This window comes from Terrabacter sp. NPDC000476 (genome assembly GCF_040300125.1).
Taxonomy (GTDB): domain Bacteria; phylum Actinomycetota; class Actinomycetes; order Actinomycetales; family Dermatophilaceae; genus Terrabacter.
Genome location: NZ_JBEPDF010000003.1, coordinates 469,565 through 495,608, shown reverse-complemented (window position 1 = coordinate 495,608; position 26,044 = coordinate 469,565). Strand labels below are relative to the sequence as shown.

General features: G+C 73.4%; 19 protein-coding genes. 10 read left to right on the top strand and 9 right to left on the bottom strand.

All coding sequences use genetic code 11. The features are described 5' to 3' along the window. The first annotated feature begins 22 nt into the window (after positions 1-22). The 8 genes from ABT295_RS18280 to ABT295_RS18245 all read left to right on the top strand — a co-directional run bounded on the left by ABT295_RS18280 (position 23) and on the right by ABT295_RS18245 (position 9,839). Entirely contained in the window at positions 23-2,887 is a 2,865-nt protein-coding gene (locus ABT295_RS18280; protein WP_352395821.1) for a Na+/H+ antiporter subunit A, read from the top strand. Beyond that, positions 2,884-3,378, top strand: coding sequence for a Na(+)/H(+) antiporter subunit C (locus tag ABT295_RS18275; RefSeq protein ID WP_352395820.1), 495 nt, complete (start codon positions 2,884-2,886; stop codon positions 3,376-3,378). The genes ABT295_RS18280 and ABT295_RS18275 overlap by 4 nt, the downstream gene beginning before the upstream one ends. Further along, entirely contained in the window at positions 3,375-4,988 is a 1,614-nt protein-coding gene (locus ABT295_RS18270; RefSeq protein ID WP_352395819.1) for a Na+/H+ antiporter subunit D, read from the top strand. Before ABT295_RS18275 ends, ABT295_RS18270 begins: the two co-directional genes overlap by 4 nt. Further along, on the top strand, positions 4,985-5,599 hold the full coding sequence (locus ABT295_RS18265; protein ID WP_352395818.1) for a Na+/H+ antiporter subunit E: 615 nt from the start codon (positions 4,985-4,987) through the stop codon (positions 5,597-5,599). The genes ABT295_RS18270 and ABT295_RS18265 overlap by 4 nt, the downstream gene beginning before the upstream one ends. Next, a complete protein-coding gene (locus ABT295_RS18260) occupies positions 5,596-5,922 on the top strand; it encodes an MrpF/PhaF family protein (protein WP_352395817.1) in 327 nt (108 codons plus the stop codon). Before ABT295_RS18265 ends, ABT295_RS18260 begins: the two co-directional genes overlap by 4 nt. Beyond that, positions 5,919-6,284 (top strand): monovalent cation/H(+) antiporter subunit G, encoded by a 366-nt coding sequence (gene mnhG / locus ABT295_RS18255; RefSeq protein WP_352395816.1) that lies wholly within the window; start codon positions 5,919-5,921, stop codon positions 6,282-6,284. Before ABT295_RS18260 ends, mnhG begins: the two co-directional genes overlap by 4 nt. A 67-nt stretch (positions 6,285-6,351) precedes the next feature. Then, on the top strand, positions 6,352-8,064 hold the full coding sequence (locus ABT295_RS18250; RefSeq protein ID WP_352395815.1) for an ABC transporter ATP-binding protein: 1,713 nt from the start codon (positions 6,352-6,354) through the stop codon (positions 8,062-8,064). After that, on the top strand, positions 8,064-9,839 hold the full coding sequence (locus ABT295_RS18245) for an ABC transporter ATP-binding protein (RefSeq protein WP_352395814.1): 1,776 nt from the start codon (positions 8,064-8,066) through the stop codon (positions 9,837-9,839). The genes ABT295_RS18250 and ABT295_RS18245 overlap by 1 nt, the downstream gene beginning before the upstream one ends. Positions 9,840-10,136: 297 nt before the next feature. On the opposite strand, the gene ABT295_RS18240 is transcribed toward ABT295_RS18245, so the two are convergent. Both ABT295_RS18240 and ABT295_RS18235 read right to left on the bottom strand, forming a co-directional pair. Further along, positions 10,137-11,804: a GMC oxidoreductase gene (locus tag ABT295_RS18240; RefSeq protein ID WP_352395813.1), complete on the bottom strand. Its 1,668-nt coding sequence runs from the start codon at positions 11,802-11,804 to the stop codon at positions 10,137-10,139. Positions 11,805-11,866: 62 nt separating this feature from the next. Further along, a complete protein-coding gene (locus ABT295_RS18235) occupies positions 11,867-14,008 on the bottom strand; it encodes an acyltransferase family protein (protein ID WP_352395812.1) in 2,142 nt (713 codons plus the stop codon). 252 nt (positions 14,009-14,260) lie between these two features. Between ABT295_RS18235 and ABT295_RS18230 the strand changes: the two genes are divergently transcribed. After that, positions 14,261-15,814: a glycosyltransferase gene (locus ABT295_RS18230; protein WP_352395811.1), complete on the top strand. Its 1,554-nt coding sequence runs from the start codon at positions 14,261-14,263 to the stop codon at positions 15,812-15,814. Between the two features lie 7 nt (positions 15,815-15,821). Here ABT295_RS18230 and ABT295_RS18225 read toward each other — a convergent pair whose 3' ends face one another. The 5 genes from ABT295_RS18225 to ABT295_RS18205 all read right to left on the bottom strand — a co-directional run bounded on the left by ABT295_RS18225 (position 15,822) and on the right by ABT295_RS18205 (position 22,998). Then, positions 15,822-18,398: a bifunctional glycosyltransferase/CDP-glycerol:glycerophosphate glycerophosphotransferase gene (locus ABT295_RS18225; protein WP_352395810.1), complete on the bottom strand. Its 2,577-nt coding sequence runs from the start codon at positions 18,396-18,398 to the stop codon at positions 15,822-15,824. A gap of 172 nt (positions 18,399-18,570) precedes the next feature. Beyond that, entirely contained in the window at positions 18,571-19,692 is a 1,122-nt protein-coding gene (locus ABT295_RS18220; protein ID WP_352395809.1) for a GuaB3 family IMP dehydrogenase-related protein, read from the bottom strand. Between the two features lie 94 nt (positions 19,693-19,786). Next, complete coding sequence (guaB, locus tag ABT295_RS18215; RefSeq protein ID WP_352395808.1) at positions 19,787-21,304, bottom strand: IMP dehydrogenase; 1,518 nt, start codon at positions 21,302-21,304, stop codon at positions 19,787-19,789. A 42-nt stretch (positions 21,305-21,346) separates the two neighbouring features. Next, a complete protein-coding gene (locus ABT295_RS18210; protein WP_352395807.1) occupies positions 21,347-22,426 on the bottom strand; it encodes a hypothetical protein in 1,080 nt (359 codons plus the stop codon). Beyond that, positions 22,423-22,998 carry a sigma-70 family RNA polymerase sigma factor gene (locus ABT295_RS18205; RefSeq protein ID WP_352395947.1) on the bottom strand — a complete coding sequence of 192 codons (576 nt, stop codon included), beginning with the start codon at positions 22,996-22,998 and terminating at the stop codon, positions 22,423-22,425. The genes ABT295_RS18210 and ABT295_RS18205 overlap by 4 nt, the downstream gene beginning before the upstream one ends. A 477-nt stretch (positions 22,999-23,475) precedes the next feature. Here ABT295_RS18205 and ABT295_RS18200 point away from each other — a divergent pair, with 477 nt between their 5' ends. Then, entirely contained in the window at positions 23,476-23,763 is a 288-nt protein-coding gene (locus tag ABT295_RS18200) for a WhiB family transcriptional regulator (RefSeq protein WP_352395806.1), read from the top strand. A 175-nt stretch (positions 23,764-23,938) separates the two neighbouring features. Here the strand turns inward: ABT295_RS18200 and groL are convergent, their stop codons facing one another. Both groL and groES read right to left on the bottom strand, forming a co-directional pair. Then, positions 23,939-25,552, bottom strand: a complete 1,614-nt coding sequence (gene groL / locus ABT295_RS18195) for a chaperonin GroEL (protein ID WP_352395805.1) — start codon at positions 25,550-25,552, stop codon at positions 23,939-23,941. A 126-nt stretch (positions 25,553-25,678) separates the two neighbouring features. Then, positions 25,679-25,975, bottom strand: a complete 297-nt coding sequence (gene groES / locus ABT295_RS18190; RefSeq protein WP_345506596.1) for a co-chaperone GroES — start codon at positions 25,973-25,975, stop codon at positions 25,679-25,681. Positions 25,976-26,044 lie beyond the last annotated feature (69 nt).

Here is a 26,044-nt window from a genome sequence, read left to right as displayed (position 1 = left end):
ACCCGACGACCGAGGGGCCGCCGTGGCGCAACTGTTGCTCCTGCACCTGCTTGCCGCCGCGCTCGCGCCCTGGCTCGCGAAGACGTTGCGCACCAAGGCGTTCCCGGTACTCGCCCTCGCCCCGGCGGCGTCGTTCGCGTGGCTCGTGTCCGTCTCCGGCGACGTGCGCGCCGGCGCGTACCCGACGCAACGGATCTCGTGGGTGCCCGGTCTCGGCATCGACCTCGACTTCCGGCTGACGACGCTCTCGTGGGTGCTCGGCCTGCTCGTGACCGGCGTCGGCGCCCTCGTGCTGCTCTACTGCACGTGGTACTTCACCGACCGGGACCCCACCCTGTGGCGCTTCACGTCGGTCTTCACGGCCTTCGCGGGCGCGATGCTCGGGCTCGTCCTCACCGACAACCTCCTCGTGCTCTACGTGTTCTGGGAGCTGACGACGGTCTTCTCCTACATCCTCATCGGGCACAACCCGGCGAGCTCGACGAACCGCCGCGCGGCCATGCAGGCGCTCATCGTCACGACCTTCGGCGGCCTCGCGATGCTCGTCGGGATCATCGCCCTCGGCGTCCACCACACGTACTCCATCGCCGAGCTGCTCGCCGACCCGCCCGCGCTCGACGCCGTGACCGTCGCAGCCGTCGTGCTCCTCCTCGTCGGCGCGCTCTCGAAGTCGGCCCTCGTGCCCTTCCACTTCTGGCTGCCCGGCGCCATGGCCGCCCCGACCCCCGTCAGCGCGTACCTGCACGCCGCGGCGATGGTCAAGGCCGGCATCTACCTCGTCGCGCTCCTCGCCCCGGTCTTCGCCGGCGCCCCCGCGTGGCACGCGCTCACCGTCGGGCTCGGCCTGCTGACGATGCTCGTCGGTGGGTGGCGGGCCCTGCGCCAGCACGACATCAAGCTGCTGCTCGCCTACGGCACCGTGAGCCAGCTCGGCTTCATCGTCGCCATCGCGGGCCTCGGCACCAAGGCGTCGGCGCTGTCGGCGCTCGCCCTCGTCATCGCCCACGCGCTCTTCAAGTCGACCCTCTTCCTCACCGTCGGCGTCGTCGACAAGTGCACCGGCACGCGCGACCTGCGCGAGCTCTCGGGCGTCGGCCGGCGGCTGCTGCCGGTCGCGGTCCCGGCGACGCTCGCGGGGCTGTCGATGGCGGGCATCGTCCCGCTCGCCGGCTTCGTGTCCAAGGAGAGCGCCCTCGAGGCGCTGTGGGAGGACGTCCACACCTCGGCTCCCCTGCCCGCCCCGTGGAGCTGGCTCGCCGTGGCCGGCGTCGTCGCGGGCTCGGCCCTGACGGTCGCCTACACGGCCCGCTTCCTCTGGGGAGCCTTCGCGACCAAGCCGGGCGTCGCGCCGACGCCCGTCAGGGCCGCGCACCCGGGCTTCGTGCTCGCGCCGCTGGTGCTCGGCGTCTCGTGCCTGCTCCTCGGCCTGCTCGCGCCCCTCGAGTCGCCGTGGCTGCTGCCGTATGCCGTGTCGTTCCCCGTCGGGGCGCCCCCGCAGACGCTCGCGCTGTGGCACGGCGTCACGGTGCCGCTCCTGCTCTCGCTCGCCTCCGTCGCCGGGGGCCTCGCCCTCTTCGCCGGTCGCGACGTGGTGGGCCGGGCGCAGGCACGCGTGCCCGCCCTCGTCGACGGCGAGCGCGGCTTCGCCCGCACGCTGCGGTGGGTCGACCGCGGCGCCGTCGAGACGACCGCCGTCACCCAGCGGGGCTCGCTGCCGATCTACCTCGCGGCCATCCTGCTCGTCTTCGTCGCCCTGCCCGGTGTCGCGGCCGTGCGGGCGGGCTCGCTGCCCGACCTCCGCCTCTGGGACACCCCGGGCCAGGCCGTCGTCGGGCTCGTCGTGATGGCGGCCGCGGTGCTCGTGCTCGTCACCCGACGCCGCCTCACGGCCGTCATGCTCGTCGGCGCGACCGGCTACGGCGTCTCGCTGCTCTTCATCCTGCACGGCGCGCCCGACCTCGCCATCACCCAGATGCTCGTCGAGACGGTCTCGCTCGTCGTCTTCGTGCTCGCCCTCCGGCGGCTGCCGACGAAGTTCACGCGCCACCCGCACTCCCCCTCGCGCACGTGGCGGATCGCCCTCGGCGTGGCCGTCGGCGCGTCGGTCGGGGCCATCGCCCTCGTCGCGTCGGGCGGCCGGCGCACCGACCCCGTGTCGGTCGGGTTCCCGACGGAGGCGTATGCGTTCGGCCACGGCAAGAACATCGTCAACGTCACGCTCGTCGACATCCGCGCCTGGGACACCCTCGGCGAGGTCTCGGTGCTCGTCGCGGCCGCGACCGGTGTCGCGAGCCTCATCTTCGTGCGCACCCGCAACACGCGCCTGTCGCGGGCCACGGCCAAGGCGCTGCCCTCGAGCAGCCCCGGCCGCGGCACCTGGCTGCTCGGCGGGCGCACGATGCGCAAGGAGAAGCGCTCGGTCATCTTCGAGGTGGTGACGCGCCTCGTCTTCCACATCATGCTCGCCGCCTCGCTCTTCCTGCTCTTCGCCGGGCACAACCAGCCCGGCGGCGGCTTCGCCGGCGGCCTCGTCGCCGGGCTCGCGCTCGTCGTGCGCTACCTCGCGGGCGGGCGCTACGAGCTCGACGAGGCGGCCCCCTTCGACGCCGGCCTCGTCGTCGGCGTCGGGCTGCTCGTCGTCGTCGGCTCCGCCCTGGCCCCGCTCGCCTTCGGCGGCACGATCCTCGAGACGACCGCGCTCGACGTGACGATCCCCCCGTGGGGAGAGGTGCACCTCGTGACCTCGCTCTTCTTCGACATCGGCGTCTACCTCATCGTCGTCGGCATGATGCTCGACATCGTGCGCAGCCTCGGCACCGGCATCGACCGGCAGATCGCCGAGGAGCAGGACGACGCCTCCGCCGCCGGGGAGGTGCTCCGCCCGTGACGACCCTCACCGCCGCCCTCGCCCCGACGCTCATCGAGCCGACCCTGGCGCCCAACCTCACCCTCGTGCTCGTCACGGCGGGACTCGTCGCGGCCGGCACCGCGCTCGCGCTCGACCGGAGCCTGGTGCGGGTGCTGCTCGGCATGGTCCTCATCGGCAACGGCGTCGCCGTGCTCTACCTCGTCGTCAGCGGCCGGGCCGGGCGCGCACCGTTCGTCGGCGAGGACCCGGCCGCGATCAGCGACCCGCTGCCGCAGGCCATGGTCCTGACCGCCATCGTCATCTCGCTCGCGACGATCGGGTTCCTGCTCGCCCTGTCCTACCGGCTCTGGCAGATCTCCGGCACCGACGACGTGCCCGACGACGCCGAGGACGCGCGCATCCAGCGACTCGCCCTCGACGACCAGACGTCCTCGACCTACGACCCGTCGGAGACGTCGACGACGACCTCCGACGAGCTCGCCGCCGGCGACGGGAGGGAGACCGCGTGAACCTCCACGTGACCGACCTCGTGCCGCTGCCCGTGCTGCTGCCGCTCCTCGGCGCGGCGCTCGCGCTCGCCTTCCGCCAGTCGCCACGGCTCCAGCGCGGCGTCAGCATCGCCGCCCTCGCCGCCGTCGTCGCCGTCGCCGGCGTGCTCGTGTGGCAGACCGACGTCTCGGGCCCGCAGGTGCTGTGGCTCGGCGCCTGGCAGGAGCCGCTCGGCATCTCGCTCGTCGCCGACCGGCTGAGCGCCCTCATGCTCCTCGTCTCGGCCATCGTCACGCTCCTCGTGCTCGTCTTCGCCATCGGGCAGGGCCAGGCCGACAGCGACGACGAGACGAGCGAGACGCCCCTCACGATCTTTCACCCGACCTACCTCGTGCTCTCGGCGGGCGTGTCCAACGCCTTCCTCGCCGGCGACCTCTTCAACCTCTTCGTCGGCTTCGAGATCCTGCTCTTCAGCTCCTACGTGCTCATCACCCTCGGCGGCTCGGCCGCGCGCATCCACGCGGGCACGACCTACGTCGTCGTCAGCCTGCTCAGCTCGGCGCTCTTCCTCGTCGGCATCGCGGCCGTCTACGCGGCCACGGGCACCGTCAACCTCGCCCAGCTCTCGATCCGCATCTGCGACCTCGCGCCGGGCGTCGCGCTCGTGCTCCAGCTCTGCCTGCTCACCGCCTTCGCGATCAAGGCCGCCGTCTTCCCGATGTCCGCGTGGCTGCCCGACAGCTACCCGACGGCGCCGGCCCCGGTCACCGCGGTCTTCGCCGGCCTGCTGACGAAGGTCGGCGTCTACGCGATCATCCGGCTGCAGACGCTGCTCTTCCCCGAGTCGCCGCTCCAGGGCCTGCTCATGTGGGCGGCGCTGCTGACGATGGTCATCGGCATCCTCGGCGCGGTCTCGCAGTCGGGCCTGAAGAGGATCCTCTCGTTCACGCTGGTCAGCCACATCGGCTACATGATCTTCGGCATCGCGCTCGCCACCCCGGAGGGCACGGCCGGCGCGATCTTCTACGTCGCGCACCACATCACGATCCAGACCGCGCTCTTCCTCATCACCGGCCTCGTCGAGCGCCTCGGCGGCACGACCTCCCTCGACCGGCTCGGGGGCCTCGCCGTCGCGTCGCCGGTGCTCGCGACGCTCTTCTTCGTCTCGGCGATGAACCTCTCCGGCATCCCCCCGCTCTCGGGCTTCCTCGCCAAGATCGGGCTGCTCCACGCCGGCATCGCCGTCGGCACGCCGCTCGCGTGGCTGCTCGTCGTCGGCGGCATCGTCACGAGCCTGCTGACGCTCTACGCGCTGGCCAAGGTCTGGAGCCAGGCCTTCTGGCGCACCCTCGCCGACGCACCCCGCGGGGCCGACACCGTGGCCGCCCTCCAGGACGGCACGCTCGACGTCGAGCCGGCCACCGACCCCGCCACCGCGGTCGCCGTCGACACCAGCCCCCGGGCCCTGCCCCGCACGATGCTGGGGGCCACCGCGGCGATGACGGCCGTGGGCCTGCTCATCACCCTCGTCGCCGGGCCGCTCTTCGCCTACACGCAGCGGGCCGCCACCGACCTCATGGACCGCGACCCCTACGTCACGAGCGTCCTCCCACCGGAGGTGCGCCGATGAGCGAGGCACGCCTGGCCACCGCCCCCCGGGGCCCGGAGTCACCCCGGCGGCGCCGACGCGAGTTCCAGCCGCGCGCGATCGTGACGATCGCGCTCGCCTGGGTGCTGCTGTGGGACCGCGTGAGCTGGGGCAACGTCGTCAACGGCCTCCTCGTCGGGCTCTTCGTCACGTACGCGTTCCCGCTCCCCTCGATCGAGTACTCCGGCCGCCTGCGCCCCCACCGCGTCGCCCTGCTCATCGGGCAGTTCCTCGTCGACCTCGTGGGCGCCTCGTGGCAGGTCATGCGGCTCGCGTTCGGCCGACGCCGCCCCCGCAACGCCGTCATCGAGGTGCAGCTGCGCTCGCGGTCGGACTTCTACCTCACCCTGACCGCCGAGCTCGTCGCCCTCGTGCCGGGCTCGGTCGTCGTCGACGCGCGGCGCTCGACCTCGGTGCTCTACCTGCACCTGCTCGACGTGGAGCGGCCGGGCACGATCGAGCGCCAGCGCGCCCACGTGCTCGCCGTCGAGCGCCGGGTCGTGCGGGCCCTCGGCTCGCGCGAGGAGATCGCCGCGCTCGACACCGACGCCCCCTGGCCGTCCCGCACCACCCCGACGGAGGAGCGCCCATGACCGTCGTCCTCGGCCTCGCCCTCGCCATGCTCGGCGTGGCAGCAGCCCTCGTGCTCGTCCGGCTCTTCCGCGGGCCGAGCAACCTCGACCGCATCGTCGCCGCCGAGATCCTCATGGTCATCGTCATCGCCGGCGTCGCGCTCGAGTCCGCGCGGCAGCGCACCACGACCTACCTGCCGCTCCTCATGATCCTCGGGCTCGTCGGCTTCGTCGGCGGCGTGGCGGTGACGCGCTTCATGTCCCGCGACTCCGACGAGGCCGACGCGCTCGTGCCCGACCACCCCGAGCCGCGCCAGCAGCAAGAGCCCTGGGAGCAGTCATGACGTGGTCAGCCGTCCTCGACGTGGCGGGCGCGGTGTGCCTCCTGCTCGGCGCCTTCCTCTGCCTGGCCGGTGCCGTCGGCCTGCTCCGCTTCCCCGACACGCTCTCGCGCCTGCACGCGGCGACGAAGCCGCAGACCCTCGGCCTCATCCTCGTCCTCACGGGGCTCGCCCTGACCCTCCGCACCTGGGCGGCGGTCACCACCCTCGTGCTCCTGGCCGCCACGCAGTTCTTCACCAGCCCGGTCTCGGCGCACCTCGTCGGCCGCGGCGCCTACCGCAACCGCTGCGTCGACACCGACACCCTCGAGGTCGACGAGCTCTCCGACGCGCTCGACCGGTCCGGCTGGGACCCGACGCGCTGACGCCCGCCGCCGGCGCCGGGCGAAAACCGGTGTGAGGCACGCCGGCGCCGAACGTACACTGCAGCAAGTGATCTCACTCCCCCTGGCTGACCCGGGCTCTCCCGACCTGACCAGCCCGACGGCATACCTGCGGTGGGTGGGCAAGGGCCAGTGGCGCACGCTGCTCGTCGCCATCGGCTTCGGCGTCGTCTGGCTCGTCAGCCAGGCGCTCTTCCCGGCCGCCATGGGCAAGGCCATCGACGAAGGCATCCTCGGCGGCGACACCGACGCCCTCGTGCGCTGGTGCCTGGTGCTCGTCGGGCTCGTCGTCGTCAGCGCCCTCTCCGGCATGATGCGCCACCGCTACGCCGTGGCGAACTGGATGCAGGGCGCGTTCCGCTCCGCCCAGCTCATCGGCCACAAGGCCGCCGACACGGGCGAGGCGCTGACGCGCGCCGTGCCGACGGGCGACGTCGTCGCGACCGTCAGCTCCGACGCGATGCGCATCGGCGGGCTCTACGACGTGGCAGCGCGCTTCGCCGGCGCGGTCGTCTCCTACGTCGTGGTGGCGCTCATCCTGCTCGGCGCCTCGACGCCGCTCGGCCTCGTCGTCCTCATCGGCGTGCCGGTGCTCGTCGCCTGCCTCACCTTCATCGTGCGACCGCTCCAGACGCGCCAGCTCGCCCAGCGCGAGGAGTCGGGCAAGCTCATCGGCCTCGGCGCCGACACGGTCGCCGGACTGCGCGTGCTGCGCGGCATCGGCGGCGAGCACACCTTCCTGAGCCGGTATGCCGTGCAGTCGCAGTCGGTGCGCCGCGTCGGCAACACGGTGGCCGCCTACCAGGCCGCGCTCGACGCCGCGCAGGTGCTGCTGCCGGGCCTCTTCGTGCTCGTCGTCGTGTGGCTCGGCGCGCGCTTCGCCATCGACGGGCAGATCACGGCCGGCCAGCTCGTCGCCTTCTACGGCTACACCGCCTTCCTCGTCATCCCGCTGCGCACCGCCACGGAGATGGTCGACCGCGCCACGCGCGCCCACATCGGCGCGCGCAAGCTGACGAAGATCCTGCGCGTCGAGCCCGACGACGTCGACACCGCCGGTGGCACGCCCCTCCCGGAGGGCCCCGCCCCGCTCCACGACCCCGCGAGCGGCGTCACGATCGAGCCCGGACGGTTCACCGCCGTCGTGTCGGCCCGTCCCGAGGAGACGTCCGCCCTCGCCGACCGCCTCGGCCGCTTCGGGGCGGCGGAGACCGACGTGCGGCTCGACGGCACCCGGCTCGCCGACGCCTCCCTCGACGCGGTGCGACGCCGGATCGTCGTGTCGGAGAACGACCCCCGGCTCTTCACCGGGACGCTGCGCAACGAGCTCGACCCGTGGGGCGTGCACGACGACGCCGAGGTCCTCGCGGCACTGTCGGTCGCGAGCGGCGACGACGTGCTCGAGGCCCTGCCCGGCGGGCTCGACAACGAGGTGGAGGAACGCGGGCGGGCCTTCTCGGGCGGCCAGCGCCAGCGCCTCGCGCTCACCCGGGCCCTGCTCTCGGACGCCGAGACGCTCGTGCTCGTCGAGCCGACGAGCGCCGTCGACGCCCACACCGAGGCCCGGATCGCCGGCCGCCTCACCGCGGCCCGCGCCGGCCGGACGACGGTCGTCATGTCGGCGAGCCCGCTCATCCTCGACCAGGCCGACGCCGTGGTCTACCTCCGGGACGGCCGCGTCGCCGCCACCGGCACGCACGCCCGGCTCATGGCCGACGACCCCGACTACCGCCGCACCGTCGTGCGCGGAGAGGAGGACTGATGTCGCCGACACCGGCCCCCACCACGCGCACCCTCCCGGTCGCCGACACGGCCTCGGTCAGGGAGCACACCCGCGGCCTGCTGCGACGGCACCGGCGCAGCCTCGGCACCGTCGTCGGGCTGCACGCCGTCGCGGCCGTCGCGGCGCTCGTCGCTCCCCGCGTCATCGGCCTGCTCGTCGACGAGATCAGCCACGGCCGGTCGGTCGAGGTCGTCAACCGGCTCGCCCTCTGGATCGCCGGCGCCGTCGTCGTGCAGACGGTCGTCACGTGGTTCGCCCGGCGCGCGTCGTTCGTCATGGGCGAGACGATCTTCGCCGAGCTGCGCGAGCAGTTCATGGAGCGCGTCGTCGAGCTGCCCCTCTCCACTGTGGAGCGGGCCGGTACGGGCGACCTCGTCTCCCGCACGACCAACGACGTCGAGGCCCTCTCGCACGTCATCCGCTTCGGTGTGCCTGCGATCTTCGTCGGCGCCATCACGACGGCCATCACGCTCGTCGCCGCCTTCGTCACCGGGTGGCAGGTGGCGCTGGCGGTGCTCGTCGGCGCCCCGATCCTCGTGCTCTCGACCCGGCGCTACCTGCGCTTCGCCCCCGAGGGCTACCTGCGCGAGCGGGCGACCTACGCCGTGCTCAACGGCGTCGTCACCGAGTCGGCGGACGGCTCGCGCACCGTCGACGCGCTCAGGCTGCGGGGTCGTCGCCGGCGCTGCATGGACGACGCCCTGCGCGACTGCTACGACGCCGAGCGCTACACCCTCGGCCTGCGGATGCGTTGGTTCCCCTCGGTGGAGTTCGCGTTCTTCGCGCCCGTCGCGGTCACGCTGCTCTGGGGAGGCTTCCTCATCTCGCGCGACGTGGCGACGGCCGGCACCGTGACGGCCGTGGCCCTCTACGTCCAGCAGATGGCCGGGCCGCTCGACGAGCTCATCTCGTGGCTCGACGAGATCCAGGTCGGGGCGACGTCGCTCGCTCGCGTCATCGGCATCGCCGACGTGCCCGCCGACCGCGCGGCGACCGGCGAGGAGCCCGCCGACGACCACCTCGAGGTCGAGGACGTGCACTACGCCTACCGCGCCGGCCGCGACGTGCTGCGCGGCGTCTCGCTCGACCTGCGCCCCGGCGAGCGGCTCGCCATCGTCGGGCCGTCCGGCGCCGGCAAGTCGACCCTCGGACGCCTCATGGCCGGCATCGACGGGCCTCGCGAGGGGCGGGTCGACGTCGGCGGCGTGCGGCTCGTCGACCTCGAGCTCGCCCAACTGCGCGGCCAGGTGGCCCTCGTGACGCAGGAGCACCACGTCTTCGTCGGCTCGCTCGAGGACAACCTGCGCCTCGCCCGGCCGGAGGCCTCGCGCGACCAGCTGCTCGACGCCCTGGCGGCCGTCGACGCGCGCGGGTGGGCCCTCGGGCTGCCCGACGGCCTCGACACCGTCGTCGGGTCGGGCGGTCACCGGCTCAGCGAGCCGCAGGCCCAGCAGCTGGCCCTCGCCCGGCTCGTGCTCGCCGACCCGCACACCCTCGTGCTCGACGAGGCGACGTCGCTGCTCGACCCGCGCGCGGCCCGCCACCTCGAGCGGTCGCTCGCGGCGGTCGTCGAGGGCCGCACCGTCGTGGCCATCGCGCACCGGCTCATGACGGCGCACGACGCCGACCGGGTCTGCGTCGTCGAGGACGGCCTCATCAGCGAGATCGGTTCGCACGAGGAGCTGCTGCGCGCCGACGGCGCCTACGCCGCCCTCTGGCGCTCCTGGCGCGACGAGCCCGCCCCCACCCACTGACGCGACGCCCCGCCAGACCCCAGCCCGACCCTAACCCGACCCCTGCCTGACCCTCCGCGCACCGACGGACCGCCACGACACGGCATCCGGCCGCGGTGCGGGCGTGCGAGACCGCGCTCGTGGCGGTCCGTCGGCGCACCGGACTCGCGGCGCGGGTGCCGTAACCCCGGCGCCGGCGGCTCGTTGTCCGGGTGGTGCCGACTGACTCGACCGGTGGGCCGGCACCCCGGGTGGGGTCGTCTCTGAGGGGTGACGGCCCCACCCACCCGCCCACCCACCGCCGGTGCGGGTGGTGGGTCAGGCGTCGACGAGACGGTATGCCGCGCCCTGGGCCGGTCGCCGATCGGCCTCACCCCGGGCGGGCCAGAGCGACACCGCCCGCTCGGCCTGGGCCGTGATCGTCAGGCTCGGGTTGACGCCGAGGTTGGCCGAGACCGCGGCGCCGTCGAGCACGTGCAGGCCGGGGTAGCCCCAGACGCGGTGGTAGGGGTCGACGACGCCGTGCTCCGGCGAGTCGGAGATGACGGCGCCACCGAGGAAGTGCGCGGTCATCGGGATGTCGAACACCTCGCCGACCGACGACCCGGGCCACGACCGCTCGCCGGTCGACTGCTCGAGGCGGCGGGCCATGGCGCGCACCGCCTCGTTGCCCTCGGGGATGTAGGTGGGGTTCGGCTCGCCGTGGCCCTGCTCCGACGTGAGGCGCCAGCCGAGCGGCCCGCGACGGCGGCGCACCGTGATCGAGTTGTCGCGGCTCTGCATGACGAGCGCGATGACGGTGCGCTCGCTCCACCGCCGCGTCGACAGCGACCGTGCGAAGACGGCGGGGTGCCGGACCGCCGTGCCGGCGAAGCGCGCCCAGCGCGGCAGCCGCCCTCCCCCGTCGACCTGGAGCACGGCGAGCGCCCCCATGAGGTTGGACCCCTTGCCGTAACGGACGTTCTCGACGTGCGTCGTTCCCGAGACGTGGAAGCTGGAGGTGATGGCGACGCCTCGCGTCAGGTCGACACCCTCGGGCACGCGCGCCGTCATGGCGCCGCCGAGCGCCTCGGAGTTGGTGCGGGTCAGGGTGCCGAGCGCGTCGGAGAGCCGTGGCAGGCCACGCCCCTCGGGCTCGGCCTTCATCGCCTGGAGCAGCTGCGCCGTGCCCCAGGCGCCCGCCGCGACGACGACCTGGGCCGCCGTGACGGTGCGCTCCCCCGCCCGGCGGCGACCCCACGACCCGCTGCGGACGGTCGTGACGGCATACCCCTGCCCCGGCGACGCCGGGTCGAGCGGGCGCACGCGCGTCACGGTGCGCAACGGCTCGATGGTGACGCCGCGGCGCTCCGCGAGGGCGAGGTAGTTCTTGACGAGCGTGTTCTTGGCGCCGACGCGGCAGCCGACCATGCAGTTGCCGCACTCGGTGCAGCCCGTGCGGGCCGGCCCCTCGCCGCCGAAGTAGGGGTCGGGGACGCGCTTGCCGGGCTCGCCGAAGAAGACGCCCACCGGCGTCTTGCGGAAGGTGTCGCCGACGCCGAGGTCGGCTGCCGTGTCGCGCATCAGCGTCTCGACCGGCCCCTCGCACGGGTTGACCGTCACGCCCAGCATGCGCGAGGCGGTCGCGTAGTGCGGCGCGAGCTCGGCCTTCCAGTCGGTGATGTGCGCCCACTGGCGGTCGCGGAAGAAGGCGTCCGGCGGCACGTAGAGGGTGTTGGCGTAGTTGAGCGACCCGCCGCCGACGCCCGCGCCGGCGAGCACGAGGCAGTCGGGCAGGCGGTGGATGCGCTGCACCCCGAAGAGGCCGAGCCGCGGCGCCCACAGGTAGCGGCGCACGTCCCAGCTCGTGCGGGCGAAGTCGGCGTCCTCGAAGCGGCGCCCCGCCTCGTAGACGTGCACGCGGTAGCCCTTCTCGGCGAGCCGCAGGGCGGCCACCGACCCGCCGAACCCGGACCCGATGACGACGACGTCGTGGTCGTGCTCCATGGGCGCCACCCTAGGGTGGGCCGCCTGGCGCACGAGGGCGTATGCCGTGTGACGCGCGCCGCTCAGGCGCCCGGGACGCCGGCGAGCGCGTCGCGCAGGGCTCGGGAGACCTCGGGGAGCAGCGACATCGAGAAGGTGCGGGTCATGTGGCCGTGGTCGAAGTAGGTGATGAGCCCACCGAGCACCGCCGGGCACGACCCGTCGCGGCAGAGCAGGTCGGTGACGTCGAGGAGGTGGACGTCGGTGCCCGTGCGGGCCTTCGCGGCGTCGGCGAGCGGGTCCGGCTCGAGGCCCGACGTGCCGCGGTAGGCGACGTCGGTCGCGCACCGGGAGACGTCGTCGGCGTGCTGGGCGACGCAGTCGGGCACGCTCTCGGCCGAGCCGGGGGTGTCCCGGATGGCGAGGACGCGCGCGCCGGCCTCGACGAAGCCGTCGACGACCCGGCCGTAGGCGGCCTTCGCCGTGGCGACCTTGCGCGCGGCCGGCACTCCCGCCAGCGGCTGGAGGGTGCGGTCGGACATGACGACGAGGTCGTAGCCACCCGTCGTGATGCGGTCGCGGGCCCAGGTGTTGAGGGCGGTGCACGCGTCCTCCAGCGCCTTCGTGCCGAAGGCGACGGGGACGTCGACCGAGTAGCACTCGGAGGCGATGTAGGTGTCGACGCGCCATCCCCGCTCCCGCGCCGTGGCGAGGATCGGCGGCGACCACTGGCCCGCGTGCGAGTTGCCGTAGAGCGCGACCTTGACCGCGGCGTCCTTCGGGCCGTAGCTGCAGACCTTGCGCCGGGTGAACGGGCGGTTGTTCCAGCAGTCGTCGGCGTAGACCTGCGGCTTGTCCTTGGCCGCCTGGATCGGGTTCGTCAGCATGCCGAGGTCGCGGCCGGCGCACGATGCGGTGCGGAACGCGTCGACGCCGACGCACGGCGCGCTCGAGTCGACGACCACCGCGGCGGCGGCCGCCTCGGTGCGCTGGGTTTGCCAGAGGGCGATGCCGGCGAGGCCGACGGAGAGCCCGAGGCACACGGCGAGCAGGACGAAGGAGCGGCCGGTGCTCCGCGCGATGCTCGGGGTGAACCGCATGAGGTCCTCGACCCACCGCTTGCTCGCGGCGGACAGCACGAGCACGACCGCGAGGACGAGCAGCTTCTGCCACCACGCGACGCTGTCGTCGTCGAGCACGAAGGGCGCGAGGACGATGGCCGGCCAGTGCCAGAGGTAGACGGAGTAGGACACGTCGCCGAGCCACTGGACGGCACGCCCCGACCACAGCCGGCGCGGGCCGGCAGCGAGGTCGTCGGACCGCGCGGCGATGACGGCAGCGGCGCCGAGGGTCGGCAGCAGCGCCGCGACCCCGGGGAAGGGCGTGGCGGCCGTGAACGAGACCGCCGACCAGAGGATCGCGGCCAGACCCGCCCACACGAGGCCGACGCGGACGACGGGCACGCGGAACCGCAGCCCGGCGTGCACGGCGGCGGCGAGCAGGGCACCGATGCCGAGCTCCCAGACGCGGGTCGTCGAGACGAAGTAGGCCTGCGCGGCGTCCTCGCCGGTGAACCACGCGGAGAAGGCGAGCGAGGCGAGGGTGAGGGCCGAGATGACGACGAGCGGCGGGAAGCGGAACGACCGGCCGAGACGGCGCACCACGAGGAAGGCGAGGCCGAGCAGCAGCGGCCAGACGATGTAGAACTGCTCCTCGACCGAGAGCGACCAGTAGTGCTGCGTCGCCGAGTGGAGCTGGTCGGTCGCGAGGTAGTCGGTCGAGGTGAGCGCCAGCATCCAGTTCTCGACGTAGAGCGCCGAGGCGATGACCTCCTGCGCGCTCCGCGCGTGGACGGTCTGGGGCAGCCAGACGAGGCTCGCGCCGAGGGTGACGACGAGCACCACCGTCGCGGCCGGGATGAGGCGGCGCACGCGGCGGGCCCAGAACGAGAGCAGGTCGGCGCCGGAGCGGATCGGCCGCTCGAGCAGGTGGAGCGTGATGAGGAAGCCGGAGATGACGAAGAAGACGTCGACCCCGACGTAGCCGCCGGTGAGACGCTGCGGCCAGAAGTGGTAGAGCACGACGAGCGTCACGGCGACGGCCCGCAGCGCCTGGATGTCCTTGCGCGGCGCGGCCTTGGCGGTGCGCCCGGCCGGGGCGGGACGTGCGGTCACGGCCGTCGGGGCGCCGGTGGCCGTGGCGCTCGACGCGTCGGGTGCTGCCAAGGGATCTGCTCCGAACTGCTGGTTCCGCTGCTGGACGAGGGAGGGCCGCACCGGCGCCGTGGCGCCCGCGCAGGGCCGGATCCACGACGCGCGGGTCCGGCCTCGTATCCGGCCTCGGGTCGACCGACCTCAACCCCCACAAAATAACGCACGAACCTCTGCGCGGCCGACTCGCGCGCTCCCGCGCGCCCGCCCCGGCCGCTGCGCCCCGCCTACGATGGGGTCCCGCTCCCCGACCGGAAGAGGACCCGCGTGGGCTCCCCCGCTCCCCTGCTGACCGTCATCTGCAACGTCCACGACGACCCCGACCGGCTGCCCCGGGCCGTGGCCTCGGCGCTCGCCGCCTGGGAGGGCCCCGGCATCGAGGTGCTCGTCGTCGACGACGGCTCGACGGACGACACCGGTGCGGTGGCCGACCGGCTCGCGGCGGCGGACGAGCGGGTGCGCGTGCTGCACCGCGGCAGCAACGACGGGGCACCGGGCGCGCCGCGCAACCTCGGCCTCGACGACGCCCGGGGCGAGTGGGTCGCCTTCGTCGACAGCGACGACGAGTACCTGCCGGGCACGCTGAGGCGGCTCGTCGACCGCGCCGTCGACGCGGACGCCGACGTCGCCGCGGGTGCCGTGGCCCGCTACAACGAGCGCACCGACCGGGTGACGCCGCTGCCGGCCACGGCGTACACGTCCGGACCGGTCGGCCCCCTGGCTCCGGGGTCGCCGCTCTGGCTCGACACCATCGCGGTGGCGAAGGTGCTGCGGCGCAGCCTGCTCGACGAGCTCCGGATCCGCTTCCCCGAGCGCATCCTCTACGAGGACCAGCCCTTCACCGTCGCCGTGTGGTCGGCCGCCCGCCGGGTCGCGACCCTCGACGAGGTCGTCTACCACTGGTACGTCAACAACGTCGCCGGCGAGGAGTCGATCACGGCCCGACGGCACGAGATCGACAACTTCCACGACCGCGTCGCGGCCAACCGCGCCATCGACGACCAACTGGTGGGGCGGCCCGACCTCGCCGCCGCGAAGCTCGACAAGTTCGTGCGGCACGACCTCGCGCTCTACGCCAAGGACCTCGACGCCCGCGAGCCGGCCTACCGCACCGCGTTCCTCGCCGCCGCGTCGGACTACCTGGCCGGCGTGCCCGCCGAGCTGCGGGCCGGGCTCGAGCAGCCCTACCGCCTCGTGGTGCGCGAGCTCGTCGACGGCACGCCGGAGAGCGCCCTGGCCGCCTGCCTCTTCGCGTTCCGCTCCCACCACGTCGACCGACCGCTCGTCCGGCGCTCCGGCGGCTGGTGGTGGCCGCACCGGCCGGCGGCCGGCTCCACGGCCGACCACGACCTCACGGCGCTCGTCGAGCAGCTGCACACGCAAGGCCGGCGGGTGCGCACGACGCGGTGCACGGCCCTGTCGGGGGACGGCGCCCGGCTGCGCCTGCGGGGGTCGGTCGTCGACGGCGACGACACCCTCGGCGCCTCGCCGCGCGTCACGGTGGTCGTCGTCGACCGCGCGACGGCGTCACCCGTCGCCACGGCGTCGGCGGCGGTGGGCCGCGACGGCGCCTTCGAGGTGGAGCTCGACCTCCCGGCCTCCGGCCTGCCGCCCGCCGACGTGACGTGGGACCTCAAGGCGGGCTACGCGAGCGGGCTGCGCCGGTTCGTCGCGCGCCGCCCCGGCCCGCTGCGACCGATCGAGGCGCCGCCGGCGGACGAGCTGGCGGACGGGCCGGCCACCGTGCCCGGGGCCGGGGTCGAGACCTACCGCACCCGCAACGGCAACCTGTCGCTCCGCAGCGTCGGCACCGGCGGCTGACCCGCGCTCAGCGTGCGAGCGGCCGGTCGAGCGCCTCGACGGCCGCCGTGACCCGGGCGCAGCACTGCCCGTCGCGCAGCGGGAACGTCGCGTCGATGCGCGCCTGGAACTCCGGGCGGGCGGCATACCCGTTCTCGGCGATGTCGGCGACGGCGGCCACCGCGGCCTCGACGTCGTCGACGACCGGTCCGAAGCCGTCGCGCGGGTACTGGAAGTAGCCGGCGCGCCCGACGTGGCCGCCGGCCATGACGCGCTGCGCGTCGAACTGGAAGTAGACGACCGGTCGGTCCATGTAGGCGGCGTTGAACGCCATCGAGGAGTAGTCGGTCACCATGACGGCCGAGCGCGCGAAGTACTCCTGCACGTCGGCTCCGTCGAACGACAGGCGCAGCACCGAGTCCGGCAGGTCCATCTTGGCGAGGACCGGCTGGATGTTCGGGTGCGGCAGGAAGGCCACCGTGCGGCCGGTGCGGGCCGCGAGCTCGGTCAGCTCGGGGCTGCGCAGGAACGCCGTCCACGCACGGGCGTACTCGGTCTCGAAGAAGTGCGAGTCGATGACGCGGCGCTGGCTGCCGGCCTTGAGCGGCGGCACGAGCCAGTTGCGCCACGTCGGGGCCACGAGGATGAGGTCGCACGCGTCGCCGGTGATCCGCTGCGCCTTCTCGTGGAGGCGGTCGAAGCGGGGCAGGCCCGTGAGCGCGACCTCCTTGTCCGTGAAGACGTACGGGCTGCCGTCACCGGCGATCGACTCGTACTCACCGGGCGTCGACGTGACGAAGACGTCCATCTGCTTGGGGTTCAGCCACTTCGACAGGTCGTCCTTGATGACGCCGTGCTGCAGGAAGGTGAACTTCCACTTCGGCTGGACGTGCTGGAGGATCGCCGGCGGCCTCTGCACCGGCGCGTCGATGTGCGAGGAGATGAGGTGGGCGGCGTTGATCATCAACAGCTTCCACCGCAGCGTGCCGTGGGCGACGAGGTGCGAGCCGTAGCCGTCGGCCTGCAGGCGCTTCCAGTCGGGCGTGTCCTTCTCGAGGGTGAACCACGCGTTGACGTCGGGCCGGTGGTCGCGCAGCCAGCGGTAGAGGATCTCGCCGGAGTCGTTGGCGTCGTGGATGCGGTCCATGAGCACCCAGGCGTCCTTGAACTGCTTGCGCACCGGGCCGCGCCCGGCGAGCACGCGCACCGGGTCGACCTTGAGCCGGTCGAGGGCCTCCTTGCGGCGGCGGCCGGGGCGGCGGAAGCGGTTGGCGATGGCGCGGGCGCCCAGGGCCCGCGTGCGCACCCCCATCCAGCCGCCGAGCAGCTCGACGCGGGCGCCGTCGAGGCGCACCTCGAGGGTGCCGCGGGCGTCGACCCAGAGGATCCGCTCCCACATGAGGGTGTCGCCGAAGAACTCGATGGCCCGCACCTTGGCGAAGACCGGCGGGACGGCGCGGCCGCGCAACGTCACCTTCTCGGCCGGCGGCTCGCCGATGTAGCGGTAGAGCACCCGCACGAGCTTCTTCGTGCGGTCGAACTGGTCGGTGACGGCATACGGCGTGTGCCACGACGTGCCGCGCAGGCCGTGCAGCAGGATGTCGCGCCAGTGCGGCTGCAGCTTGCGGATCGAGAACGAGTCGACGACGTCGGGCGAGAGCAGCTCGGCGATCTCGCCGAGGGTCGCGCGGAACGACGCGGCGAGCTCGCCCTCGATGGCAGACGCGGAGTTGGCCATCGCGTCCTCCGACGAGAAGTACCACGACAGCTCGTAGAGGATGACGTGCTGGACCCACATCGGGATCTCGCCGTCCTGCCCGCGCGCGTGCTGCAGCAGCGCGAGGTAGCCGTCGCGCGGCACCGTGGAGTAGCGTCCGACCGCGGAGATGCCGGTCTGCAGCGTCGAGCTCTGGTCGGCGCGCTTGCGGTAGAAGTACTTCGCCGACCCGACGAAGCCGGTCTGGCGGCTCGGCGCCTGCAGGAGGTAGCGCACGGCGAAGTCGCCGTCCTCGAAGTTCGGCCGCAGCCCGGCGTTGAAGCGCAGGTCGCCGACGACGTCGCGGCGCATCAGCGAGGTCGTCGAGCTGCCCGGGATGAACGAGGTGGCGACGTCGAGGTCGACGAGCCGGTCGTCGGTGTACATCTTCCAGCGCGGGTGCTTGCCCAGCTCGCCGGTGCCCTCGTGGCGCAGCACGACGTTCGCGGAGAGGAACTGCACCTCGGGGTGCGCCTCGACGAAGGCGGCCATCGAGGCGAGGAAACCCTCGTTGACGGTGTCGTCGGGGTCGAGGAAGGTGACCCACTCCCCCGTGGCGCGCTCGAGGCCGGCGTTGCGGGCGGCGGCCTGACCGGCGTTCTCCTGGTGGAGCACGACGACCTCGCAGGCGGCCCGGGTGGCCCACGCCTCGAGCACCTCGCGCGAGTCGTCGGTGGAGCCGTCGTCGACGAGCACGACCTGCAGCCGGGAGAGGTCGAAGGTCTGCGCCTCGATCGAGGCGATGTACTCGGCCAGGTAGCGCGAGACGTTGTAGACGGCCGAGACGATCGAGAAGAGCGGGCGGCCCCCGTCCGGCGTCGTCACGGTGTCGGGGGTCGCCTCGGTCATCTCTGGTGCCTTTCCCGCACGGGGCACCCACGTGAGTCCCGTGCTGCGTGGTTCTGGTCTGCGGCGGACTCGCGTCCGACTGTCGCACCGCGCCACCGTCGCTCGAGGGCGTATGCCGTACTCATCCTAACCGGGAGCGCCCGCGCTCCCCGTGGGGCGGGCGGGCGCCGGCTCAGTTGCCGAGGTAGGGCGAGACGACGACCTCGACCCGCTGGAACTCCTTGACGTCGGAGTAGCCGGTCGTCGCCATGGCGCGGCGCAGCGCCCCGATGACGTTCGTCGTGCCGTCGGCCTGTCGGCCCGGGCCGAAGAGGATCTCCTCGATGGAGGACTGCGCCCCGAGCGCGATGCGCTCGCCGCGGGGCAGCTCGGCGTGGTGCGCCTCGGGCCCCCAGTGGTAGCCGCGCCCCGGGGCGTCGGTGGCGCGGGCGAGGGCCGCGCCGAGCATGACGGCGTCGGCGCCGCACGCGACGGCCTTGACGATGTCGCCGGAGGTGCCGACGCCGCCGTCGGCGATGACGTGCACGTAGCGGCCGCCGGACTCGTCGAGGTAGTCGCGGCGCGCCGCCGCGACGTCGGCCACGGCCGAGGCCATCGGGGCGTGGATGCCGAGCGCGGTGCGGGTCGTGTGCGCGGCGCCGCCGCCGAAGCCGACGAGCACGCCCGCGGCGCCGGTGCGCATGAGGTGCAGGGCCGCCGTGTAGGACGCCGCGCCGCCGACGATGACCGGCACGTCGAGCTCGTAGATGAAGCGCTTGAGGTTGAGCGGCTCCGCGCGCCCCGAGACGTGCTCGGCCGAGACGGTGGTGCCGCGGATGACGAAGAGGTCGACCCCGGCGTCGACGACGGTCTTCCAGTGCTGCTGCGTGCGCTGCGGCGAGAGCGCGCCGGCGACCGGCACCCCGGCGTCACGCAGCTGGCGCAGGCGCTCGGTGATGAGCTCGGGCTTGATCGGCTCGGCGTAGATCTGCTGCATGCGCGCGGTCGCCGCGTCGGCGCCGATCTCGGCGATCTCGGCGAGCTGCGCGGTCGGGTCCTCGTAGCGCGTCCAGAGGCCCTCGAGGTCGAGCACCGGCAGGGCACCGAGCTTGCCGAGCGTGATCGCGGTCTCGGGCGAGACGACCGAGTCCATCGGCGCCGCCATGACGGGGATGTCGAAGTGGTAGGCGTCGATCTGCCACGACACCGAGACCTCCTCGGGGTCGCGCGTGCGCCGCGAGGGCACGACGGCGATGTCGTCGAAGGAGTAGGCGCGCCGTCCGCGCTTGCCTCGGCCAATCTCGATCTCGGTCACCGGCCGATCCTACCGACCCGGCCCCGGGCGCACGTATGCCGTCCCGCGGGGCCCGCGGGACGGCATCCGTGCTCGGGCGGCTGGGCCCAGCGGGTCAGCCGACGGTGTAGTTGGGGGCCTCGACCATGCCCTGGATGTCGTGCGGGTGGCTCTCCTTGAGCGAGGCCGAGGTGATGCGCACGAACTGGCCCTTCTCCTGCAGCTCGGTCACGGTGCGTGCCCCGACGTAGAACATCGACTGGCGCAGGCCGCCGAGCATCTGGTGGGCGACGGCCGACAGCGGACCGCGGTAGGCCACTCGGCCCTCGATGCCTTCGGGCACGATCTTGTCGTCGGACTCGACCTCGGCCTGGAAGTAGCGGTCCTTGGAGTAGGACTTCTTGCCGCGGCTGCTCATCGCGCCCAGCGAGCCCATGCCGCGGTAGCTCTTGAACTGCTTGCCGTTGACGAAGATCAGCTCGCCCGGGCTCTCCTCGCAGCCGGCGAGGAGCGAGCCGACCATGACCGAGTCGGCGCCCGCGACGATCGCCTTGGCGATGTCGCCGGAGTACTGCAGGCCGCCGTCGGCGATGACCGGCACCCCGGCCGGCTTGCAGGCCTGCGCGGCGGCGTGGACCGCCGTGACCTGGGGGGCGCCGACGCCGGTGACGATGCGGGTCGTGCAGATCGACCCCGGGCCGACGCCGACCTTGACGGCGTCGGCGCCCGCGTCGACGAACGCCTGGGCGCCCTCGCGCGTCGCGACGTTGCCGCCGATGACCTGCACGTGCCGGGTGGCGGGGTCGCTCTTGAGGCGCTGCACCATCTCGATGAGCAGGCGCACGTGGCCGTGGGCGGTGTCGGCGACGAGCACGTCGACGCCGGCCTCGATGAGGGTCGTCGCGCGCTCCCAGGAGTCGCCGAAGTAGCCGATGGCCGCGCCGACCATGAGCCGGCCGTCGGCGTCGTTGCTCGCGTCGGGGAACTGCTCGCCCTTGACGAAGTCCTTGACGGTGATGAGTCCCGCGAGGTGGCCCTCGGCGTCGACGATCGGCAGGCGCTCGCGCTTGTGCTGGCGCAGCAGGGCCGTCGCCTCGTCGCGGCTGATGCCGACCGGGCCGGTGATGAGCGGCATGGGCGTCATGACGTCGCGCACGAGCGTCGTGGCCCAGTCGGCGACGGGCGTGAAGCGCAGGTCGCGGTTGGTCACCATGCCGATGAGCTTCTTGTCCTCGCCGATGACCGGCAGGCCCGAGACGCGGTACTCCCCGCAGATCGTGTCGAGCTCCTCGAGCGTGCGGTCCGGGCCGATGGTGATCGGGTTGGAGATCATCCCGGTCTGGGTCCGCTTGACGAGGTCGACCTGGTAGGCCTGGTCGGCGATCGAGAGGTTGCGGTGGAGCACGCCGAGGCCGCCCTGGCGGGCCATCGCGATGGCCATCCGGGCCTCGGTGACCGTGTCCATCGCGGCCGAGACGAGGGGCGAACGGATCGACAGCTCGCGCGTCAGCCGCGTCGTCGTGTCGATGTCGTTCGGCGCGAGGTCGCTGTAGCCCGGCAGGAGCAGGACGTCGTCGTACGTCAGCCCCATCGTGGCGAAAGCGGCGGGCACGTCAGACGATCCGAGGCTCATCCGCCGATTCTACGGTCTCGCGCACGAGGCTCCGAACCCGCGTCACGAGGTGGTCGCGCCGGGGTGCGGGTCTGCGGATCCCGAGCCGCCGGGGCCGGTCGGGTGCCCGGGCTCCACGGGCTGCTCCGGCGCCGTCGGCTCGGCCGGCGTGGCCGGCTCGGCCGGCGTGGCCGGCTCGGCCGGCGTGGCCGGCTCGGCGGGCGTGGTGGGCTCGGCCGGCGTGGTGGGCTTCTCGGGCTTGGTGGGCTTGGTGGGCTTGGTGGGCTTGGTGGGCTTGGTGGGCTTGGTGGGCTTGGTGGGCTTCTCGGCCTGCTTCGGCTTCTCCGGGGTGGCCGGGTCGGCGGGCACGGCGCGCCGGGCGGCGTCGCCCGGCTCGCCGGTCCCCCCGGACGTCGCCGGGTCCTCCGACCCGGGTTTCCCCGCCTTGGCGGACTTGGCGGGCTTGGCCGGCGTGGTCGCCTTGGCGGGCGTGGCGGGCTTCTTCGCCTTGGCGGACTTGGCGGGCTTCTTCGCCTTGGCGGACTTGGCGGACTCGGCAGGCGTGGCCGGCGTGGCCGCGACTCCGGGCAGCCGGTGCGGCAGCGCCTCGGGCGTGACGGCGAGCGTCGCGCCCGGCACGCGGACGAGGACGACGGGCGATGCCGGCCGGGCCTCGACGAGGAGGCTGCCGCCCGGCTGTTCGACGGGTGCCGTCGGCCGGGTGCCGGTGCCCGTGCTGCTGCCGGTGCCGCGGGGGGTGCCGGTGTCGCCTCGGTCCGGGGCAGCGGCAGCCCCGCCCACGGCATCCGGGCCGGGGCGCGCGCCACGCACGACGGGTTCGTACGGCCGTCCGATCGGGCTGCGCTCGACCCGGTCGAGCACGGCGTCGGGCAGGCCGACCGCGGCGGCCACGCCCGCGCCCGAGGCCCCGACGGCCAGCGCGGCGAACGCTCCGAGGTAGCGGTGCGGACGCCGCCCGATGCGGCGCCGCGGGGTGCGGCCCGGCAACGGCGCGTCCGCGTGCCCGGCGAGCGCGGAGAGCATCTGTGCCACGGGCTCGGTGCCGGCGTCGATCCGACCGGCGAGCCGGTCGAGGAGGAGGTCGTCGGCGACGAGGTCGCTCATCGGCGTGGGGTCGTTCATGCCACGTCACCCGCCTCGGCCTGGGCGAGCAGGGTCCGCAGTTTGGCGAGCGCCCGGTGCTGCGCCACCCGCACTGCGCCCGTCGTCATGCCGAGGGCGGCAGCCGTCTCGTCGGTCGACATGCCCACGGCGACCCGCAGGGTGAGGATCTCGCGCTGCTGCGCGGGGAGCGTCTGCATGAGCGCGAGCGCGGCCGACGCGTCGTCGCGCAGGACGGCGACCGACTCGGGCGTCGGCCCCTCGTCGGTGGCGTCGGGCACCTCCGCGACCGGCGTCGGGGCGCGCATGGCCGAGCGCTGCGCGTCGGCGAGCTTGCGGGCGGTGATCGTGTAGACGAAGGCCTCGAAGGGCACGCCGCGCTCCTCGTACGTCGGCAGGGCGGTGACGAGCGCCATGCACACCTCCTGGGCGACGTCCTGGGCCGTGTCCTCGGCGCCGAAGCGACCGAGGCGGACGCGCGCGTACCGCACGGCCATCTCGCGGACGCGGGCCAGCAGCAGGTCGCGCGCGTCCGGGTCCCGGACGGCGCACCTCGCCAGCTCGCGGAGCGGGGGTGCGTCCACCCGCCCCATCGCGTCCCGGGCGCCCGGCGTTACGCCGCCGCGTCCCGGCTCCTCGTGCGCCATCCGTGCCGATCCCCCGAAGCTCTCTCGTCGCTCGTGCGTGCCGTGCCAGACCTGCCCGCCCGGGGTCGTCCCCGTCGGCGCTGGCCCATGCTAGTGGCGCACCGCCTCCCCGGGTGGTGGGACGAGTCACTCGTCGAGGCACCCGTCGATGCACCCGTGGAGGTGCCCGCGTGCTCCCGGGCGAGCTGCCCCACGTCGTGCCGGCGACGTGACGGGCGGTCACGCATCCGGCGGCGGTCCGGGCCGGGGCACCAGACGCCGACCATCCCAACGGCAGGCCAAGTCTTGAACAAGTCTTGAACCACGTGACCTTTATCCCGGGTCGAGCGCCCGGTTAGCGTCGATCTGCGGCCCTGCGGACCTCCGTCCGCAGGCGGCCGACACGACCTGGCGGCTGAGCCGCCCGACGCGAGAGACGAGTTCATGGCCGAGATCACCCGCTTGCCCGGACCGGTAGCCGACCTCTGGGACTGGCAGCTGGACGGGGCCTGCCGCGGCGTCAGCCCCGAGGTCTTCTTCCACCCCGAGGGTGAGCGCGGCCCGCGGCGGCGCAACCGTGACGCCCAGGCCAAGGCCGTCTGCGCGGCCTGCCCCGTGCTGACCCAGTGCCGGTCGCACGCCCTCGAGGTGCGCGAGCCCTACGGCGTCTGGGGCGGCCTGACCGAGAACGAGCGCGAGGTGCTCTACGGCGGCATCCAGGAAGCCTCCTGACGCCGCACCCCCAGGGTCCCGCCAGACCTTCACCGGCCTCCACCGGCCTCCAGCGGCACCGACGCACCACCGACGCACGAAGGGCCGCTCCCCTCTCGGGGAGCGGCCCTTCGTCAGCTCCGGCGCCGCTCACGGCGCCTGTCGCCGTCGGCGCTCACGCGCCGTGCGATGCGGCTCAGTGGCCGTGACCGTGCCCGTGGCCGCCGGCCTCGGGCTCCTCCTCCGGCTTGTCGACGACGAGCGTGTCGGTCGTGAGGATCATCGACGCGATCGACTCGGCGTTGCGCAGCGCGGAGCGCGTCACCTTGACCGGGTCGATGACACCGGCGGCGATGAGGTCGCCGTACTCGCCGGTGGCCGCGTTGAGGCCCTGGCCGAGCGGCAGCTCGGCGACCTTCGAGGTGACGACGTAGCCCTGCAGGCCCGCGTTCTCGGCGATCCAGCGGAGCGGCTCGGCGACAGCCTTGCGCACGATGGTCGCACCCGTGGCCTCGTCACCGGTCAGCTCGAGGGCGTCGATGGCCGTCGCGGCGTGGATGAGGGCGGTGCCGCCACCGGCGACGATGCCCTCCTCGATGGCAGCGCGCGTCGCGGAGATGGCGTCCTCGATGCGGTGCTTCTTCTCCTTGAGCTCGACCTCGGTGTGGGCACCCACCTTGATGACGCAGACGCCACCGGCGAGCTTGGCGAGGCGCTCCTGGAGCTTCTCGCGGTCCCAGTCGGAGTCGGTGCGCTCGATCTCGGCCTTGATCTGGTTAACGCGGCCGGTCACCTCGGACTGCTCGCCGGCGCCGTCGATGATCGTCGTGTCGTCCTTGGTGAGCACGACGCGACGGGCCTGGCCGAGCACCGTGAGGTCGGCCTGGTCGAGGCTGAGCCCGACCTCGGGCGCGATGACCTGACCGCCGGTGAGCACGGCGATGTCCTGGAGCATCGCCTTGCGGCGGTCGCCGAAGCCGGGGGCCTTGACGGCGGCGACGTTGAACGTGCCGCGGATCTTGTTGACGACGAGCGTCGAGAGGGCCTCGCCGTCGACGTCCTCGGCGATGATGAGCAGCGGCTTGCCCGACTGCACGACCTTCTCGAGGACCGGGAGCACCTCGGCCACGGCCGAGATCTTGCCCTGGTTGATGAGGATGTAGGCGTCCTCGAGGACGGTCTCCATGCGCTCGGTGTCGGTGACGAAGTAGGCCGAGAGGTAGCCCTTGTCGAACTGCATGCCCTCGGTGAACTCGAGCTCGGTCGCCGTCGTCGAGGACTCCTCGACGGTGATGACGCCGTCCTTGCCGACCTTGTCGAACGCCTCGCCGATGAGGCCACCGAGGGTGGCGTCCTGGGCGGAGAGCGTCGCGACGGAGGCGACCTCGTCCTTGCCGTCGACCTCGCGGGCGTTCTCGAGCAGGCGGTCGTTGACCGCGGTGACGGCCTTGTCCATGCCGCGCTTGAGCGCGGCCGGGGCGGCGCCGGCGGCGACGTTGCGCAGGCCCTCCTTGACCATGGCCTGGGCGAGGACCGTGGCGGTCGTCGTGCCGTCACCGGCGACGTCGTTCGTCTTGGTCGCGACCTCCTTGGCGAGCTGGGCGCCGAGGTTCTCGTAGGGGTCCTCGAGCTCGATCTCGCGGGCGATGGTGACGCCGTCGTTCGTGATCGTGGGGGCGCCCCACTTCTTGTCGATGACGACGTTGCGGCCCTTGGGGCCGAGCGTCACCTTGACGGCGTTGGCGAGCGCGTTGACGCCGCGCTCGAGCGACTTGCGGGCGGAGTCGTCGAACTCCAGCTGCTTGGCCATGATGTTCCTTTGGCTCGGGTTGCGTTGTGGTTCTTGGTCTTCCGGGAAGGACCCGGGTCAAACGAGACGCACCCCGGCGAGGCCCCAGCGGGGCTCACCGGGGTGCGTTCACGGCATACGGCTGGGTCAGCCGACGATCGCGAGGACGTCGCGCGCGGAGAGGATGAGGTACTCCTCGCCGCCGTACTTGACCTCGGTGCCGCCGTACTTGCTGTAGATGACCTTGTCGCCGACCTTGACGTCGAGCGGCACGCGCTCCGAGCCGTTCTCGTTGAAGCGGCCGGGACCGACGGCGAGGACCTCGCCCTCCTGGGGCTTCTCCTTGGCCGTGTCCGGGATGACGAGGCCGGACGCGGTGGTCTGCTCGGCCTCGAGGGACTTGACGACGATGCGGTCTTCGAGCGGCTTGATGGAAACCGACACGGTGGTGACCTTCCCTTCGGGACAGTCGGAATGGAACTGCGGACTGGGGCTCTTCGAGGCTGGCCGCCG